Genomic DNA, 17,023 nt, shown 5'->3' with positions numbered 1-17,023 from the left:
CGGCGCCCCGTAGGGATGCAGGAAACGTCTCAGTGGGAGGCGGACGTCTCCGGGCAGCGCGGCGCACGACACGGAGCCGCCGACCGTGACATGGCACGGCTTCGCCATGACGGCGGACGGTCGAGAAGGAGCCAGGCGTTGTTCACATCACCCATCAAATGCCGCGCCGCACGCGGCTTCAAGAGAACCGCGCCGCTCTTGACGTACCCCTGATGAGCTGCCGTTGCGACGAGGGCAGGCGTGGATCGGTTGACGCGATGGTCCGGGCGTGGAGGGTCCTTGCTCATCGGCTCGCCACCGCAACAGCCGGCAGGGTCAGTGAGAGCAGCATGACCAAGACGCCCCCGGCGATGAACGCGCGCACCAGACCCAGGCGTTCCCGGTCATGACCACGCCCGCCCGGTCTACGTGAGCCCAGCGGGCTCCTCCGCGGCAGCGGCCCGCAAGGAGAGGACCATGGTCAGCCCGCCTCCGGGCGTGTCCTCGGGGGTGAGGGTGCCGCCCATTGCCTCGGCCAGGCCCCGGGAGAGCGCGAGCCCGAGTCCCAGGCCGGTGGTGTTGTCGTTGTCGCCCAGGCGCTGGAAGGGGACGAAGATCCGGTCCCGGTCCTCCGGACGCAGGCCCGGTCCCCGGTCGATGACCCTCAGCTCGACTCGCGAGCCGAGGGCGCTGGCGCTGATCAGCACCCGCTGGTGTTCGGGAGAGTGCCGTACGGCGTTGATCACCAGGTTGGCGATGACGCGCTCCAGCAGCGGCGGATCCGCGAGCACGTCGCAGCTCTCCGCCAGCCCCTGGGTCTCGATCGGCACCGACGTCGCGGAGAGGGTGTCGAGTGCCAGGGGGAGGACGTCCGCGAACGCCGTGGGCTGAAGGTGCAAGGTCAGGGCGCCGGCCCGGAGACGGCTCATGTCGAGGAGGTTGTCCACCAGGCGGTTGAGCTTGGCGAGCGACTCGTCGGCCGTCGCCAGCAGCTCGTCTCGTTCCTCTGCGGAGAAGTCCACGTCCGTGCTGCGCAGCGAGCTGATGGCGGCGCGCCCGCCGGCCAGTGGCGTGCGCAGGTCGTGGCTGACCGCGGCGAGCAGCGCCGTACGCATCCGGTCCGCCGCCTTCACGGGTTCCACCTCGGCCGCGGCCTCCGTGAGGCGGGCGTGGTCCAGTGCAGCGGCGAGGTGCGCCGCGAAGGCGGTCAGCACCCGGTGTTCGGACGCAGGAAGGCGGCGGCCTCGTAGGACGAGCACGCGGTCCGGCCCGGCCGGCACCTTCACGAGTCCGTCGGAGCCGTCAACCGCTTCGGTCTCCTGGTCCGAACGCGGGACGAGTTCGGCCGACTCCATGCCGAAGGTCTCACGGGTGTGCTCCAGAAGCATCGATACCGCTTGGTCACCGCGCAGGATGTTCCCGGCCATGGAGGAGAGGGTCTCCGCCTCCGCGGTGGCGCTCGCCGCGCGACGTGCCAGTCGCAGCGAGCGGTCGACGATGGCGGCGACCGTGACGGCGACCACCACGAAGACGGCAAGGGCGAGCGCGTTGTTGGGCTCGGTGATGGTGAATTGGCCGCTCGGCGGGATGAAGTAGTAGTTCAGCAGGAGGGAGGCGGTGAGCGAGGCGAGCAGTGCGGAGACCACGCCGCCGAGGCAGGCCACGCCGATGACGGTGACCAGGAAGAGCAGCGCCTCGCTGGTCAGGTTGAGCGTGCCGCGGGTGTTGGCGAGGACGACGGTCAGCAGGAGGGGGAGGACGAGGCCGGCCACGGGTCCCGCGACGCGGCGCGCGTGCGGCAGCTGTCGGCCGGGTACGGGCAATCGGCGTCCTCGGCCGGCTCGTTCGTGGGTGACCATGTGGACGTCGATGTCGCCGGAGAGCTCGACCGTGTCCTCGCCGATACCGCGCGGCGCCAGCAGACGGGACAGCCAGCTGCGGCGGCTGGTGCCCAGGACGAGCTGGGTGGCGTTCTCGGCGCGTGCGAAGTCCAGCAGCGCGGTGGGCACATGGTCGCCGACGACGGAGTGGTAGCTGCCGCCAAGACTCTCGACCAGTTCGCGTTGTTTCGCCAGCGCGGCGGGGGAGGCGTCGGCAAGGCCGTCACTGCGGGCGACATGCACGGCCAGCAGATCGCCGCCGGAGAGGGGGGTCCCCCCTGCTTGAACAGAGTTGAGAGCTCGGGGGCGGTCGGCGATCCGTTCGGCCCGGCGGATCAGCGTTTCGCCCTCCGGGCCGCCGGTGAGCGCCACCACGACGCGTTCGCGGGTCTCCCAGACCGTGCCGATGCCGTGCTCGGACCGGTACTTCTGCAGGGTTTCGTCCACCCGTCCGGCGACCCACAGGAGCGCGAGTTCCCGCAGGGCCGTCAGGTTGCCGACGCGGAAGTAGTGCGCGAGCGCGGCATCGACCTTCTCGGGTTTATAGACGTTGCCGTGGGCCATGCGTCGGCGCAGCGCCTCGGCGGGCATGTCGACCAGTTCGATCTGGTGGGCGCGGCGGACGATTTCGTCGGGAACGGTCTCCCGCTGCGGCACGCCGGTGATCTTCTCCACGACGTCGTTGAGCGACTCAAGATGCTGGACGTTGACGGTGGTCACGACGTCGATCCCCGCGGCTAGCAGCTCTTCGATGTCCTGCCACCGCTTGGCGTTGCGGCCGCCGGGAACGTTGGTGTGGGGCAGCTCGTCGACGAGTGCGACCTCGGGGTGGCGGTCGAGGACGCGGTCGAGATCCATCTCGCTGAAGGTGCTTCCCCGGTACTCGCGGTACGTCCGGGGCAGTATCTCCAGCCCTTCGAGCTTCTCCTCGGTGTGCGGCCGGGCATGGCACTCGGCGTACGCCACCACCACATCCGTGCCGCGACGGGCACGGCGCCGCCCCTCGTCCAGCATCCGGTAGGTCTTGCCGACCCCCGGTGCTGCCCCGAGGAACACCTTGAGCTTTCCTGGCCGTACGCCTGGCGTATCGGCTGCGACAACCCTCGGCGCCACCGAAAGCCCCTCCCTCGCCGGTCCTGCACAGCCCCACGACGCCTGGTGCTGCGAGGGGGACCTCGGGTGCCGAGCGGCATAGGTGGGGTTCCATGGTCACATCGGCCCGGCAAGATCGTGGTTGAGCCCGACGATGTTGACGCTTTCCTGACCCAGGAACTCCAGGAAGCGACGTACGCAGGGACGGACGCAGAAACGCACGCAGGCGCAGTACGGCAAGGCCCCCCGTCAGGAACCCGTCCCCGTCAAGAACTCGTGAAGAACACCCCTTCCCCCGCCAAAGGCCCGCCAAGGCCCGCGGCCGGCGGCCGTCGCGTCGCGCACGCTGGGCTGGTCCAGCACAGTGCCGCACGGAGGTACGACGAACGATGTCGATGGTGTCCCAGCCCGATGGCCGGCCCGAGGAACCGCCGGATACCGCCACCGGCGCCCTCACCACCCGGCCGGGCAGCGGCTCCGGCGAAGCCGCCTCCGGCGCCCCGGCCAACGGCCCCGCGAGCGCCGGTGCCCCCGAGCCGGACGCCCGCCACCGGCTCACCGCCCTCCAGGGTCTGGCCGCCCTCTCCCTCGACGCCATGGCGTCCGTCGCCTACGGCCCCGAGTCGATCGTGCTGGTCCTGGCCGCGGCGGGCGGCTACGGCCTCGGCTTCACGCTCCCGGTCACGCTGGCCATCGCCGCGCTGCTCGCCGTACTGGTCGCCTCGTACCGCCATGTGATCGCCGCGTTCCCCCATGGCGGCGGCTCGTACGCGGTTGCCAAGACCCATCTCGGCCGCCGCACCGCCCTGGTCGCCGCCGCCTCCCTCATCCTCGACTACGTGCTCAATGTCGCCGTCTCGGTGACGGCCGGCGTAGCGGCTCTGACCTCGGCGTTCCCCGCCCTCTACGACGACCGGGTGGCCATCTGCCTGGCGGTCCTGCTCCTCATCACGGCCGTCAATCTGCGTGGCATCGTCGACTCCGCGAAGGCGTTCCTCGTGCCCACCGCGGTCTTCATCGGCGCCATCCTGACGATGGTCGTCGTCGGCCTCTTCCGGGACGCCCCGGCCTCCACCGTCACCGCCGACGGCCATGCCTCCGCGCTCGCCCACAACGCCACGTCTGTCGGCGCCCTGCTCCTGCTCAAGGCGTTCGCGTCCGGCTGCTCGGCGCTGACCGGTGTCGAAGCGGTCGCCAACGCGGTGCCGTCCTTCCGGGCCCCGGCCGCCAAGCGCGCCCAGCGCACCGAAGTCGCGCTCGGCGCCTTGCTCGGCGTGATGCTGATCGGTCTGTCCGTCCTCATCGGCCGTTTCCACCTCCAGCCGGTCGAGGGCGTCACCGTCCTCGCCCAGCTCGCGGACGCCTCACTCGGCCACAACTGGGCCTTCTACGTGGTGCAGTTCGCCACCATGGTGCTGCTGGCCCTCGCCGCCAACACCTCCTTCGGCGGTCTGCCCGTCCTGATGGGCCTGCTCGCCCGGGACAACTACCTTCCGCACGTCTTCGGGTTGAAGGCGGACCGCCAGGTCCACCGGCACGGCGTGCTCGCCCTCGCCGCTGTTGCCGCCCTGCTCCTCGTCTTCTCCGGCGGTGACGTCAACACCCTCGTCCCGCTCTTCGCCATCGGCGTCTTCGTCGGCTTCACCATCTGCCAGATCGGCATGGTCCGCCACTGGCACCTCGATCGCTCCCCGGGCCGGCGTGGCAGGATGCTGCTGAACGGGTTCGGCGCCCTGCTCACCGGTGTCGCGGCCGTCGTCGTGACGGCGACGAAGTTCACCGAGGGTGCCTGGCTCATCGTCATCGCCCTGCCGCTCCTCGTCCTCGCCTTCGAGGCCGTGCACCGCGCGTACGCCCGGATCGGCGAGCGCCTGGGGCTGGGCCGCATCCCCGAACCCCCGCGCCGCGCCCGCTCCCTCGTCATCGTGCCCGTGTCCCATCTCTCCCAGCTGACCTGCGAGGCCCTGAACGCGGCGGTGTCCCTGGGCAACGAGGTGGTGGCGGTCACCGTGACGTACGGCGCTCCCGAGGACCGCGCGGCCGCCGAGGCCCTGCGCCGTGACTGGGAACTGTGGAACCCCGGCGTGGAACTCCTCGAACTGCCTTCGGCCACCCGCTCCATAGGGCGCCCGATCGCCGCGTACGTCACCGCTCTGACCGCTCGCCACCCCGCCACCCGCATCACCGTCCTCATCCCGGAGGCCGAACCCGCCCACCTCTGGCAGCGGCTGCTCCAGAACCAGCGCGGCGCGGTCGTCGCCCACGCGGTCCGACGGGACACGGACGCGGTCATCTGCCGGCTGCGCTTCCGCCTGGAGACGGCCCACCGCACGTGGTGACGGCTCATCGTCGGTGGCGGCCTCTACCGTGACGGCATGAACTCCACCCTGAGCTACGACGATTACTGCACTGACCGCTCTTGGAGGCGCTGATTGCCGCATCCGGCCTGCACCGGTGCGCTGGTCTCACGGACGAGGGCGGACGGGAAAATGTCCCGGATATCCCTTGATTCCCGTGCTGGTTCCCCGAAGACTGGCGCACAGGGGGAAGGGGTGCAGGGTGGCCGTCGAGATCTGCTTGCTCCACACGATCGGTGCGCAGGTGGACGGTCGGGAGGTGGATCTGGGGCACCTGCGCCAGCGCCAGGTGCTCGCGGCTCTCCTCGTTGACGCGAACCGCCCTGTCTCCGTCGAGCGGTTGATCGACCGGCTGTGGGGCGAATGCCCGCCGCAGCGTGCCGCGACGACGCTCTACAGCTATGTGTCACGGCTGCGTCGCGTCATCGAGGAACTCGGGGTGTCGATCAGCCGCCACCCGAACGGCTATGTGTGCGAGGTGGATCCTCGGACGGTGGACCTGCACCGCTTCCGCGACCTGGTCGCACGGGCCCGTTCCGCCGGGGACGAGACCTGCGCCGCACGGCTGCTCACCGAGGCGCTGCGGCTGTGGCCCAGCGACGCGCCGACCGAACCGGACACCCCGTGGTTCAACGCGCTGCGCGACACCCTCGAAGGGGAGCGCCTGGGCGCCGAACTGGACCTCAACGACCTGCTGCTGCGGCAGGGCCGGGAATCCGAGCTCCTGGCCCCCCTTCGCCTTCGGGCCCAGGCGCACTCCCTTGACGAGCGGATCGCCGCACAACTGATGCTCGCCCTGCACCGGCAGGGCCGCACCCCGCAAGCGCTGGAGATCTACCGGGGCATCAGGCGGCTCCTGGAATCGGAGCTCGGCCTCGCCCCGGGCCCCTCGCTCCAGCAACTGCACCAGGACATCCTCGTGGGCGCGCCGAACCTGGACGCCGACAGACCGGCCGGGCCCCTCGGGCACCCCACCGCCGGCTCCGGTTCCGGTGACAGCGCCGACGGATCGCCGGCGGCCCCCGCGGCCCGCCCGTTCCCGGTGCCGCGTCAATTACCGCCGCCCCCTCCCGTGTTCACCGGTAGGGGGCGCGCCATGGCGGAGCTCGACCGGCTCCTGGAACCGCCGTCCTGCCGCGGCGGTACGGTGGCGATCGCGTGCATCGGCGGATCCGGCGGGATCGGCAAGACCTGCCTCGCCCTGCACTGGGCGCATCAGCGGCTGGACCGGTTCCCCGACGGACAGCTCTACCTGAATCTGCGCGGCTTCGAACCCTCGGGGTCGCCGACGACCGCCGCCTCGGCGCTGCGCGAGCTGCTCGACAGCCTGGGCGCGCCCGAGGGATCCGTTCCCACCGGACTGAACGCCCAGGTGGGGCTCTATCGCAGCCTGATCCAGGGACGCCGCATCCTCGTGATCCTGGACAACGCACGCGACGCCGAACAGGTCATGCCCCTGCTACCCGGCAGCCCCACATGCGTCGTCATTGTCACCAGTCGCCACCAACTGGCCGGCCTGGTCACCGCGCACGGCGCCCGCCTGCTCACGCTCGGCCCGCTGTCCGCCGCCGACGCCGCGTCGCTGCTCACCCGTCGTCTCGGCCGGAAGCGGGTGCGGGAGGAACCCGCCGCGGCCGCCGGCCTTCTCCAGCTGTGCGGCGGGCTGCCGCTGGCCATCAGCATCATCGCCGCCCGGGCCGCCGCCCACCCGACGTTCCCGCTCCAGGTGCTCATACGCGATCTGCACGGGGCGGGCGGCACCCTCGACACCCTCGACGCGGGAGACGACTCCGCCGACCTGCGGGCCGTCTTCGCCTCGTCCTACGGCGCGCTCAGTGAACCCGCACAGCGGCTCTTCCCCCTGCTCGGCCTGCACGCGGGCCCCGACATCGGCCTGGAGGCGGCAGCCGCCCTGGCCGGGTCCGAGCCCCGCCAGGTCAGCCGGGCCCTGACCGAACTTGTCCGCTCGCACCTGGTGACCGCCCACAGACCGGGCCGCTACACGATGCACGACCTGCTGAGCGCCTACGCCGCGGAACTGGCCGCGTCGGACCCGACGAGCCGCCGCGCGTTCGAGCGCCTGGTCGACCACTATCTGCACACCGCCCACGCCGCCGACCGGCTCCTGTCCCCTCACGGGGAGCCGATTCCTCTGACGCCGAGCCTGCCGGGCGCGGCGCCCGTCCAGCCGGCCGACCACCGGGCCGCCCTGGCGTGGTTCTCCAGTGAACGCGCCGTGCTGACCTCCCTCGTGGAACACGCCCTCCACGCCGAACTGCACGCCCAGACCTGGCAACTGGCCTCCGTCCTCACCACGTTCCTGGGGCGACGGGGCCTCTGGGACGACCTCACCACGACGCAGTACGCCGGGCTGGAAGCGGCGAACGCCCTCGCAGACCGCGAGTACCAGGCACGCGTTCACCGCGAACTGGGCAACACCTGCTGCGAAACCAGTCAGTTCGACGCCGCGCACGCCCACCTGAAACAGGCCCTCGCCCTGTACCAGGCACTCGGAGACGTGGTCGGGGAGGCTCACACCCATCTCAACGTCGGCTGGCTGTGGGAGCGTCGGGGCGATCAGCACCGGGCCCTGGAACACGATCTGCTCGCACTCGACCGCTTCGACGCCGCGGACCACGAGACCGGCCGGGCCAGGGCCCTCAACGCCGCCGGCTGGGACCACGCGCAGCTCGGCAAGTACGAGGAAGCGGCCGACTTCTGCCGACAGGCGCTCGCCCTCCAGCAGCATCTCGGCGACCGCCGTGGCGAGGCGAACACCTGGGACAGCCTCGGATACGCACTCCAGCACCTGGGCGACCACCGGCAGGCCGCCGACTGCTTCCTGCGCAGCCTGCACCTGAACGAGGAACTCGGCCACCAGTACAACCAGGCCGAGGCGCTCGAACATCTCGGCGATACCCACGAAGCCGGCGGTGACACCGCGGCGGCCCGCGAAGCCTGGCAGCGGGCAGCGGACCTCCTGCACGCCATAGGACACAACGACACGGACCTCGACCGGCTGCGCGCCAAACTCCAAAGGCCCTCCTGACCAGCTCATTCAAGAGATGGACAAGGTTTGTCCAAGGCCGCCCGAGCATCGTTCGGGGTGCCAATTCGGCGCCCGGCAACGAGTAGGGAGTATGGACGTGTACCGGAAGATTGAGGCAATGGGGAGCAGGCTCCTCGAACGGTTCGTGCCCAAGGCCGAGGCATCCGCGGCCGGCTGCTACGTGTGCGTCACCGGCGGGCCGGGTTCCGGCTGCGCGCGGTGGAACCACACGTGGGTGAAGGACCAGTGCACGAATACGTTCATCCGCTGCGGCTGTTTCTGACGGCGCAGCTCTCACAGATCGCCGTTGTCCGGCCGGGTCGCGCACTGCGGTGCCGCCCGGCCGGCTCCGGCGCACGGAGGGGTACCCGTACCGTGGAAATTTTTGCCGTAGCTTGCGCGTCCTGCCTTGCCGCCGTCTTCGGGGTGGCGGCGCTGAGCAAGATCCGCAGCCGGGCCGCGTTCTCCCGGTTCGCGCAGTCGCTGACAGCCATGGACGTGCTGCCGGCCGGCTGGGTGCGCGTATGCGCCGTGCTCGTGGCGGGGGGCGAGGTGGCGGTGCTCCTGCTGCTGCTGGCAAGCCCGTTGGCAGCGCCCGCGGGCGTCGTGGGGTGCGCCCTCGCCGCCGGCCTCCTGCTGGCGTTCACCGCGGGCGCGACGCTCACGGTCATCAGAAGAGTGCGTGTGGTGTGCCGCTGTTTCGGGGCCTCCGGCGCCCCGATGGGCCGGCTTCACGTGCTGCGCAACGGTGTGCTGACGCTGATCGCGGCGGGGGGAGTGCTGAGCAGCGGCAGTGCGGGCGGGACCGCACCGGCGTACTGGGCGGTGGCGGTGGCGGGCGGTGCCGTCGTCGGGGCGCTGGTGACCAGGCTCGAAGACGTCGCAGCGCTGTTCCGCCCGTCGGTGCCGGCCCGGCCGGAACACGCGCACGACTGACCGGATCAAGGCCCGGCCCGTCACCGCAAGGGCCGTACGGATCAAGAGGAGTTGGGGAATGTCTTTCCTGATGGCGGCAGTGGTGTTCGTCGGAGCGCTGTGCATGCTGGACCTGGTACTCACACTGGGGGTGATCAAGCGCCTGCGGGAACACTCCGAGTTGCTGTCCGGGGTGAGTGGTCCGGGCAGTCGGTTCGATACGCTCGACATGGCCGTGGGTGAGGAAGTGGGGGAGTTCGCCACGTCCACGGTGGACGGCGAACCGCTGACCCACGAAATGCTGGCCGCGGACACACTGGTGGCGTTCTTCTCGCCCGGTTGTCAGCCGTGCAAGGAGAAGATGCCGAAGTTCGTGGACTACGCGCGGACCCTGCCCGGCGGGCGCGAGCAGGTGGTGGTTGCCGTGGTCGGCGACCCCGCCGAGGCCGCCGCGTTCGTGGCCGAGCTGTCCCCGGTTGCCCGCGTGGTCGTCGAGGAGGCGCCCGACGAACCGCTGAGCGCCGCGTTCCGGGCGAGATCGTTCCCGACGCTGCTGCGGGTGGCCCCGGACGGCCACGGCAGGATCCAGGTCACCGCGAACCGCGTCGACCTGGACCGACCGGTCACCGCGGCGCGATGAGCGACACGGACGTCACGCCACGCGGACGCAGGGCGACCCGGGGCCTGGGGGCCCGGGTCGCCACGGCGTGGTCGCTCGCGGCCGGAGCCGCTCCCGGAACCCTCGTGTCCTTTGTGCTGCTGACGCTGGCGACCGGCGCGCTGCCGGTCGCCACGGCCCTGCTGACCAAGCTGGTGCTGGACCACCTGGTCGCCGGTGCCTCGCTCGGGACGCTGACCGGGCTGGGGTTCTGCCTCGCCGCGGTGGGCGTCGTGGCCGGGGCGGCGCCGCAGGTCAGCCAGTATCTGCGGTCGGAGCTGGACCGCCGGGTGGGACTGCTCATGCAGGACCGGCTGTTCACCGCCGTGGACGGGTTCGTCGGACTGGAACGGTTCGAGAACCCCCGCTTCCTGGACCGCCTGCGGCTGGCCCAGCAGACCGCCGGAAGCACCCCCAACGAAACCGTCTCCGGAGCACTGGGCATCGTCCGGGCCGGCGTCACCCTCACCGGATTCATCGGGTCGCTGCTCCTGCTCAGCCCCGTGCTGACCGGGCTGGTGCTGGTGGCCGGAGTGCCGGTGCTGCTCGCGGAGATCGCGCTGTCACGACGGCGGGCGCGGATGGTGTGGGACATCGGCCCCGCCGAGCGGCGGGAGCTGTTCTACAACGATCTGCTGTCCAGCATGGAAGCCGCCAAGGAGGTGCGGCTGTTCGGCATCGGGGGCTTTCTGCGCGGGCGGATGCTGGCCGAGCGGCGCACGTCCGACGCCGCCAAGCGAGCGGTGGACCGGCGGGAGGTCCGCGCCCAGGCAGGGCTCGGGCTGCTGGCCGCGCTGGTCTCCGGCTGCGGGCTCTTGTGGGCGGTGCGCACGGCACAGTCCGGAGCTCTGTCGGCCGGTGACGTCACCATGTTCGTGGCCGCGGTGGCCGGTGTACAGAGCGCGCTCGCCACGCTCGCGGTGGAGGTCGCCCGTACACACCAGGCGCTGCTGATGCTCGACCACTACCTGGAGGTGACCACGGCCGGGCCCGATCTGCCCTTGGCGTCGGCGCCACGGCCCCTCCCCGCCCTGAGCGGCGGAATCGAACTGCGCGACGTGTGGTTCCGATACTCCGACGCGCACCCGTGGATCCTCCGCGGTGTCAGCCTGCGCATCCCCCACGGCACGGCGCTGGCGCTCGTCGGGCTCAACGGAGCCGGGAAGTCCACTCTGGTGAAGCTGTTGTGCCGGTTCTACGACCCCACCAGCGGAGCGATCCTGTGGGACGGGGTGGACCTGCGCGAGGCGGACGTCGCTGCGTACCGTCAACGCCTCGGCGTGGTGTTCCAGGACTACATGCACTACGACATGACGGCGGCGGAGAACATCGCCCTCGGCGATCTGGACGCGCTCCACCACGACGAGCGGCTCCGCACCGCCGCCGAGCGGGCCGGCATCCACGAGAAACTGGCAAGTCTGCCGGACGGCTACCGCACCCTCCTGTCGCGGATCTTCTTCACGCAGGCCGAGGGGGACGAGGCGCAGAGCGGGGTGATGCTCTCGGGCGGACAGTGGCAGCGGCTGGCGCTGGCCCGCGCGTTCCTGCGTGAGCAGCGGGACCTGATGATCCTGGACGAGCCCTCGGCCGGGCTCGACGCCGCGGCCGAGTACGAGATCCATGCCGCCTTGCGCGGTCACCGGGGCAACCGGACCAGTCTGCTGATTTCCCACCGGCTCAGCGCGGTACGTGACGCAGACCGGATCGTCGTGCTCAAGGACGGCCTCGTCGCCGAACAGGGCGGCCATGACGCGCTGATGGCGCTGGACGGCGAGTACGCCCGCCTGTTCACCCTGCAGGCGACCGGCTATCTGACGGACACCGCGCCGGTGGGCGTGCAGCCCGGTGCGGCAGCGCCATGAGGACGGCGTCATGGGCCCTGGCGGGGGGCGTACCGGCGCTGGCGGTCGGCCTTGTCCTGACCGTCTTCGCGCTGGGGCGGCACCTGGTCGCGGTCACCGTACGCGGTGCGAGCATGGAACCGGCCTACCGGGAGGGCGACCGTGTCCTCGTACGGCGCGGACGCCTGCCCGCACCGGGGCAGGTGGTCGTGGTGACGGACCTTCCGGATACCGGCCCGACCACCGCTCCGGTACCCGCGGCCGCAGCCCGCGCGGTCCCGAGTCCGGCGTTACTGATCAAACGCGTGGCCGCGGTGCCCGGGGACCGCGTGCCCCGCGACCGGGTGCCCGCGCTGGCCGGTGTTCCGGAGCGTTACGTCCCCCCGGGAAAGCTCGTCCTGCTCGGGGACAATCCGGAGGCCAGCTTCGACTCGCGCCACAGGGGCTACTTCGCGACCGCGTGTGTCGTGGGAACGGTGTGGCGCTCCCTTCCTGGCTGACCGGGGTGCCGCCCCGCGCGCCGGCACCTCCCGGCCGCCGCGCGGCTGGTGCCCTGCTGTGGCCCGGAGGAGCGGAATTTGCCCCTTGCCTGGTCGTGCACGAACGCGGAACTTCGATTTCTCCCGCTTCTGAAATGCGGACGGAATTACGAACTCCGCTTCACTCGCCTGCCAGCTCGTCAAACAGGCGCAGTTTCCTGGCGCGTTGGCCAAGCGCTTCGGGTTCGAGCCAGGCTCTGAAAATCGCTCGACGGCGATTGGCGGCATGCCTGTAGCGTGAGCGGCGCACCGTAACCTGAGGGAGATCACTGCATGCCAGGAAAGTTACGTTCGGCGGCCGCAGGCGTCATAACTATCGGCACTCTGATGAGCGGTACCGCCGGATCCGGATCCGCTGCGGCAGCCGAACCCATCACCCCCCAGGGCGGCAGCGGAAGCTTCACTGCCAAGGTCGCCAAGATCGACCCCGAGACCGGCGCACAGATCAAGGCCAGAACCGTACTGCGCGAGTGGAGCGTCAACTGGAAACGGGATGCCGGGGCCGTCGCCAAAGTCACCGGCACCACCAGGTTTTACTGCGCAGCCGTATGCGCCGGGGGACCGGAGTTCACCGGAGAGTCCCGCGCGCGGCTCATGGATGACCACAACAAGTCCCTCGCCGACGGCGAGCGCACCGTCATCCAGCCCCTCGACCCGACGCCCACCATCTCAGAGGTGACGGCGAAGGTGAAGCGTCCCAAGAGCCTGCACGTACAGCACGACATGTTCGCCGACTTCCTCACGCCGGGCTGGGTGTGGCAATCACATCCCAAGGGCTGCGGCGGCGCCGGCACACCGGCAGTCAAGTGAACCATCGACTATAAGTCGTTCACGATCTGACAGACATGGCCGGACCGGAAACAAGGGGGCGAGATGTGGTCAGGAAGGCATGAAAATTACTTCGAACAAACCGGACGGATGATCGCCGAGGAGTTACAGCGAAACCGCTCCAGACAGCGCGCCAAGGCCGTCAAGTACAGCAGAGAGCAAGTAGAACAGAGCCGCAAGATCGCCCATGAAACCGAAGCCGCCGAACTGGAACGCCTCGCGGTCCTCGGGCAGATCCCGCAGGCCGAATACAAGGCCCGCATGGCAGCCCTGGAAGAAGACATCGACGAAGGAACCAGCCAATAGAACCCGGACACACCCCGCCCCCACACCCGAAGGCGCGGGCCACGCTCCTCTGTCGGTTCTGGCGCTGACAGCTTCCGCCCCCTGCGCAGTCGCTGGGAACGACAGGCCGACATCGACGAAGCCTCCCTCGAACGTGAACTGACCCTTCACCAGTGTCATGCCCCTTCACCGTCGTCCTGCTTCGGTGAAGGGGCATGCTGTTTTCTGGCGTCTGAGGCTCAGCCCCAGGATGGGCGTCCGTCACCCGCTGATGCCGGTTGTGCCGGACGTGCCGGTTGTGCCGGATGTCGTGCTGGACATCGCGCCGGTCGATGTCGCGGCGATTGCGCTGCATCCGGTCTCGGCTAGCGGACCGCAGGGCGAGGGAGCACCGGGTGTTGTGCCGCTGCCTCCGCCGACCGTGCCGCCAAGAGGGAGCTGGCTGCAGCCCCTAGGGAAAGTGACGATCTTGCCGGTCTTCTTTTCGATGCGGAACTGGCAGACCACTTTCGGCGCCGTACTCGACGTTTCGGCCGTAGTCTTCGCTGTTCGAGGCGCTGACTCGGCGCTCATCACGCCCATCGTTCCGACGAGCATCGCGGCCAGGCATGACGCAGCGATCAGTCGGGGGATGCGTCTCCAGATGCCGCTCGCCATGACGCCTCTTCTTGCGGGGATGGGTTAGGTGGCCCTCCTACCAGGGATGGGTTGTGTGGGTACTCCCGTCAGAATGGGAAGTCGGCCATGACCGTGGCGTTGATCCGGCGCGACCGCCGCGTGACTTCTGCTCCGTACCGGGCATGGGACCGACATCTCGTGCAGCCTCCGCACCGCGGTCGATCGGCCTACGGTCTGCGTCGCCTGCGGTCCCCATGACTCGTGGCGGCGTCAGTCAATTAATTCGGCATGTGGGGGTGATGGAAGAGGTTTAGCGTGCCACTCGGTGGGTTCGGGAAGGTCTGCATTGGTCGCTCATTTTGCGAAAACGTTCGGGGTGGAAGAAAATGAATCTGGAATAATATTCCAGACCATGAATCTGCCCCCGGAGAGCCCATCATCCTGAACGTGGGGCGGCGCCTCGTCGGTGAAGATCGCGGGGCCCCTACGTGTTCCGAGCCCGGCGCCTGACCTGAGGAGTGGGGGCCGGAGTATGTATGGGGCGCGGCCACGGAAAAACAACGAGTCGTTTTCGGCCATTGCTAGAGCTCATTCGCCTGGGCTGACGTAGTGGGCCCGATATCATTTTCTTCGCATTCACGGCGCCGGCGAATTTGACTGCCATCGTTGGCAGCGGTCTTCCAAGTGTCGCGGGTGCCCACCTGCCCTGGGCCGGGCCATCCTGAATGGGCGATGGGTGGACCGCTGCCCTTCAGCGAGGCAGGCTTTACACATGCGGTCGCCGTTCCGCTCACTTCTTCGGCCTGGAGTGGCTGGTCATAGCCGGATCCTCTTCAGGCTCGCGCAGTGTGTACCCTTCACGATCATCCTGATCGGGCTGGGCATCGAACTCTCGCCCGCGCACTTTCTGTATACGGGGCCGCTTCTCACCGCGATGCCGGCGCTGGCCGCGCTAACGATGGGCCCCAAAGGCACGCTCTCGGCCGCGGCTGGTGCTCTGGCCGTCAGTATCACCACCACCACCCTTCACGACGCGTGGGGTGGCATGCAGAGCTACAGCAACCTCCTGGGGCTTCTCGTGGTCTCGGTAGCGAGCGTCATGACGAGTAACACTGTGCGCAGGCGGAGGCAGACTGAGCTCGACCAGGTCCGCAGGATCGCCGTGGCCGCGCAGGAAGTCCTGCTGCCGCCTGTACCCGCCCGGCTGGGGCCCGTACTGGCGGCCGGTATGTACCTCGCCGCCGAGGCCGGGGCGCAGATCGGCGGTGATCTGTACGAGGCCGTGCAGACCCGGTACGGGGTCCGGATGATCGTGGGAGACGTCCGGGGCAAGGGACTGCCTGCCGTGCGTGCGGCTGCCGCCGTACTGGGTGCCTTCCGGGAGTCCGTGCACTACGACGACGACCCTGCGGAAGTCATGAACCACTGCGCCTCCGCCCTGCAGCGCCAGCGCGCCATGCCCGGTGTTGATCAGGAAGTCCAGATGGAAGGCTTCGTCACTGCGGTTGTGGCCCAGCTGTCAGCGGACAGACCTGAAGTCCAGCTGGTCAACCGCGGCCACCCACCCCCGCTGGTGCTGCACCACGGCAAGGCTCATGCCCTCATGCCCACCACACCGCTGCCGCCCCTCGGGCTGGAAGACTTCATCACCGGGCCTCTTCCGGAGGTGGAGAGCTATCCGTTCGTCCCCGGCGACCGCCTGCTGCTGCACACCGACGGCGTCATCGAAGCCCGGAACCGCGACAACGACTTCTTCAACCTTCCCAAGGCCATGGAGGCCGTGAACGCGGATACCCCGCAGGAGTTCCTGAAGCAACTGCACCCGGCATTGCTCCAGCACTCCCAGGGCCGCCTGGCGGATGACGCGGCCATGCTCCTTGTCGAACGGCTTGACGAAGAAGACGGCACGTCTTTACGCCAGTGTGAAGGGAAGCCACCTGGACAACAGGATTGAGAGCCGGCCCTTTGCCGTGCGACAGCCGCTGCGACCAAGCCCTCATCGTCAGCACCAGCACCAGCACCAGCACCAGCACCAGCACCCTGGCACCACAACGCGCCAACGCCGAACTCCACCACCCCATGCGCCTGATCGACGGCCGCGCACTGGGCCGTTGGGTCTCCGAGGCCGCCCTCTCTGGACAACCTGACCCTCCCGACGCGCTGGCGGTTCAGGAATCGGAGTGGCTGCCCCAGCCCGCCGGTGAATGCCCTGGCCTGTCCACCCAGCAGGACCCGTCGAACGCTTCGCCGAGCAGTACACCATTCCCCCGTGGCGGTGGAAAAGCGCCCGCCTCCCTCCAGGAGACGGGCGGTTGGAGCAGCCAGTGGGGCGGGCAGCTCGCCGCTACGCCGCATTCCAGCTGGAGGTCCGGTATGAGCGGCCCCGGCGTGAGATTGAGCTCCAGGTAACCGTGCCCGTCGCCACGGCAGAGGAGCTGGGCCGCCTCACGCGGCAACTGGTCGCTCGACCTGCTCTTCGTCGTACGAAGCAGCCCTGTCGTAGAACAGCTTGCTGCGCTCCGGGCCTGCTGCGTGCTGGCCGCAGCGACCTCGTGCTCGTCAACCTCCTCCGTCCGCCATACGGATCGTCGGTGACTCCCGAAGCGATCGGTGAGCTGTGTGAATCACTGTCCCGGCGCGCCGACCTGGACCGACGGATCACTCCTTGGATGTGCCGGCACGCGATGGCCGGCGACATTGCCGACGCCGGTGGCCGGCTGGATGAGATCCAGACCCTCCTGGGGGCACAAGCACCCTGACTCCGTCCGCTCGTAGCTGCATCCGCAGCATCCCGGATGAGGGAGGCGATCGACCGTGTTCCCTCCCCCGGCGCGGAGTGAGGAGGGCGTCCGGTGAGGGCCAGGCCCGATACAGGATCCACCTCAACCACCCAGAGCCGCACAGCTTCGCTCGAAACGTGGGTTGAATCTGCGTAATCCTGTCCGATCTTGTTGACATATGCGCGATCGCGGTTTTAATACT

Annotated in this window: 12 protein-coding genes; 11 read left to right on the top strand and 1 reads right to left on the bottom strand. The window is 69.5% G+C overall.

Translation table 11 applies throughout. From position 1 onward, the window contains the following. Positions 1–404 precede the first annotated feature (404 nt). Positions 405–2,873, bottom strand: coding sequence for a sensor histidine kinase (locus DY245_RS32595; RefSeq protein WP_244943414.1), 2,469 nt, complete (start codon positions 2,871–2,873; stop codon positions 405–407). Between the two features lie 467 nt (positions 2,874–3,340). Between DY245_RS32595 and DY245_RS32590 the strand changes: the two genes are divergently transcribed. The 11 genes from DY245_RS32590 (at position 3,341) to DY245_RS44865 (ending at position 16,800) form a co-directional block, all read left to right on the top strand. Beyond that, positions 3,341–5,290 carry an APC family permease gene (locus DY245_RS32590; protein WP_128510786.1) on the top strand — a complete coding sequence of 650 codons (1,950 nt, stop codon included), beginning with the start codon at positions 3,341–3,343 and terminating at the stop codon, positions 5,288–5,290. 220 nt (positions 5,291–5,510) lie between these two features. After that, positions 5,511–8,357 carry an AfsR/SARP family transcriptional regulator gene (locus DY245_RS32585; RefSeq protein WP_128510785.1) on the top strand — a complete coding sequence of 949 codons (2,847 nt, stop codon included), beginning with the start codon at positions 5,511–5,513 and terminating at the stop codon, positions 8,355–8,357. A gap of 375 nt (positions 8,358–8,732) precedes the next feature. Further along, a complete protein-coding gene (locus tag DY245_RS32580; RefSeq protein ID WP_128510784.1) occupies positions 8,733–9,293 on the top strand; it encodes a MauE/DoxX family redox-associated membrane protein in 561 nt (186 codons plus the stop codon). Between the two features lie 58 nt (positions 9,294–9,351). Next, positions 9,352–9,912: a TlpA family protein disulfide reductase gene (locus tag DY245_RS32575; RefSeq protein ID WP_128510783.1), complete on the top strand. Its 561-nt coding sequence runs from the start codon at positions 9,352–9,354 to the stop codon at positions 9,910–9,912. Continuing rightward, complete coding sequence (locus tag DY245_RS32570; RefSeq protein ID WP_128510782.1) at positions 9,909–11,792, top strand: ABC transporter ATP-binding protein; 1,884 nt, start codon at positions 9,909–9,911, stop codon at positions 11,790–11,792. Before DY245_RS32575 ends, DY245_RS32570 begins: the two co-directional genes overlap by 4 nt. After that, positions 11,789–12,271: a S26 family signal peptidase gene (locus DY245_RS32565; RefSeq protein WP_128510781.1), complete on the top strand. Its 483-nt coding sequence runs from the start codon at positions 11,789–11,791 to the stop codon at positions 12,269–12,271. The genes DY245_RS32570 and DY245_RS32565 overlap by 4 nt, the downstream gene beginning before the upstream one ends. 366 nt (positions 12,272–12,637) lie before the next feature. After that, positions 12,638–13,120: a hypothetical protein gene (locus tag DY245_RS32560; RefSeq protein ID WP_128510780.1), complete on the top strand. Its 483-nt coding sequence runs from the start codon at positions 12,638–12,640 to the stop codon at positions 13,118–13,120. Between the two features lie 108 nt (positions 13,121–13,228). Further along, a complete protein-coding gene (locus DY245_RS32555; protein ID WP_128510779.1) occupies positions 13,229–13,444 on the top strand; it encodes a hypothetical protein in 216 nt (71 codons plus the stop codon). A gap of 229 nt (positions 13,445–13,673) precedes the next feature. After that, entirely contained in the window at positions 13,674–14,108 is a 435-nt protein-coding gene (locus tag DY245_RS32550; protein ID WP_128510778.1) for a hypothetical protein, read from the top strand. Positions 14,109–14,813: 705 nt separating this feature from the next. Continuing rightward, complete coding sequence (locus tag DY245_RS32545) at positions 14,814–15,995, top strand: PP2C family protein-serine/threonine phosphatase (protein ID WP_128510777.1); 1,182 nt, start codon at positions 14,814–14,816, stop codon at positions 15,993–15,995. A gap of 637 nt (positions 15,996–16,632) precedes the next feature. Beyond that, positions 16,633–16,800: a hypothetical protein gene (locus tag DY245_RS44865; protein WP_181923978.1), complete on the top strand. Its 168-nt coding sequence runs from the start codon at positions 16,633–16,635 to the stop codon at positions 16,798–16,800. The last annotated feature ends 223 nt before the right edge of the window (positions 16,801–17,023 follow it).

This window comes from Streptomyces inhibens (genome assembly GCF_003389455.1).
GTDB classification, from domain to species: Bacteria; Actinomycetota; Actinomycetes; order Streptomycetales; family Streptomycetaceae; genus Streptomyces; species Streptomyces inhibens.
The sequence above is the reverse complement of the archived record's forward strand: the minus strand, read 5'-3'. Positions and strand labels throughout refer to the sequence as shown.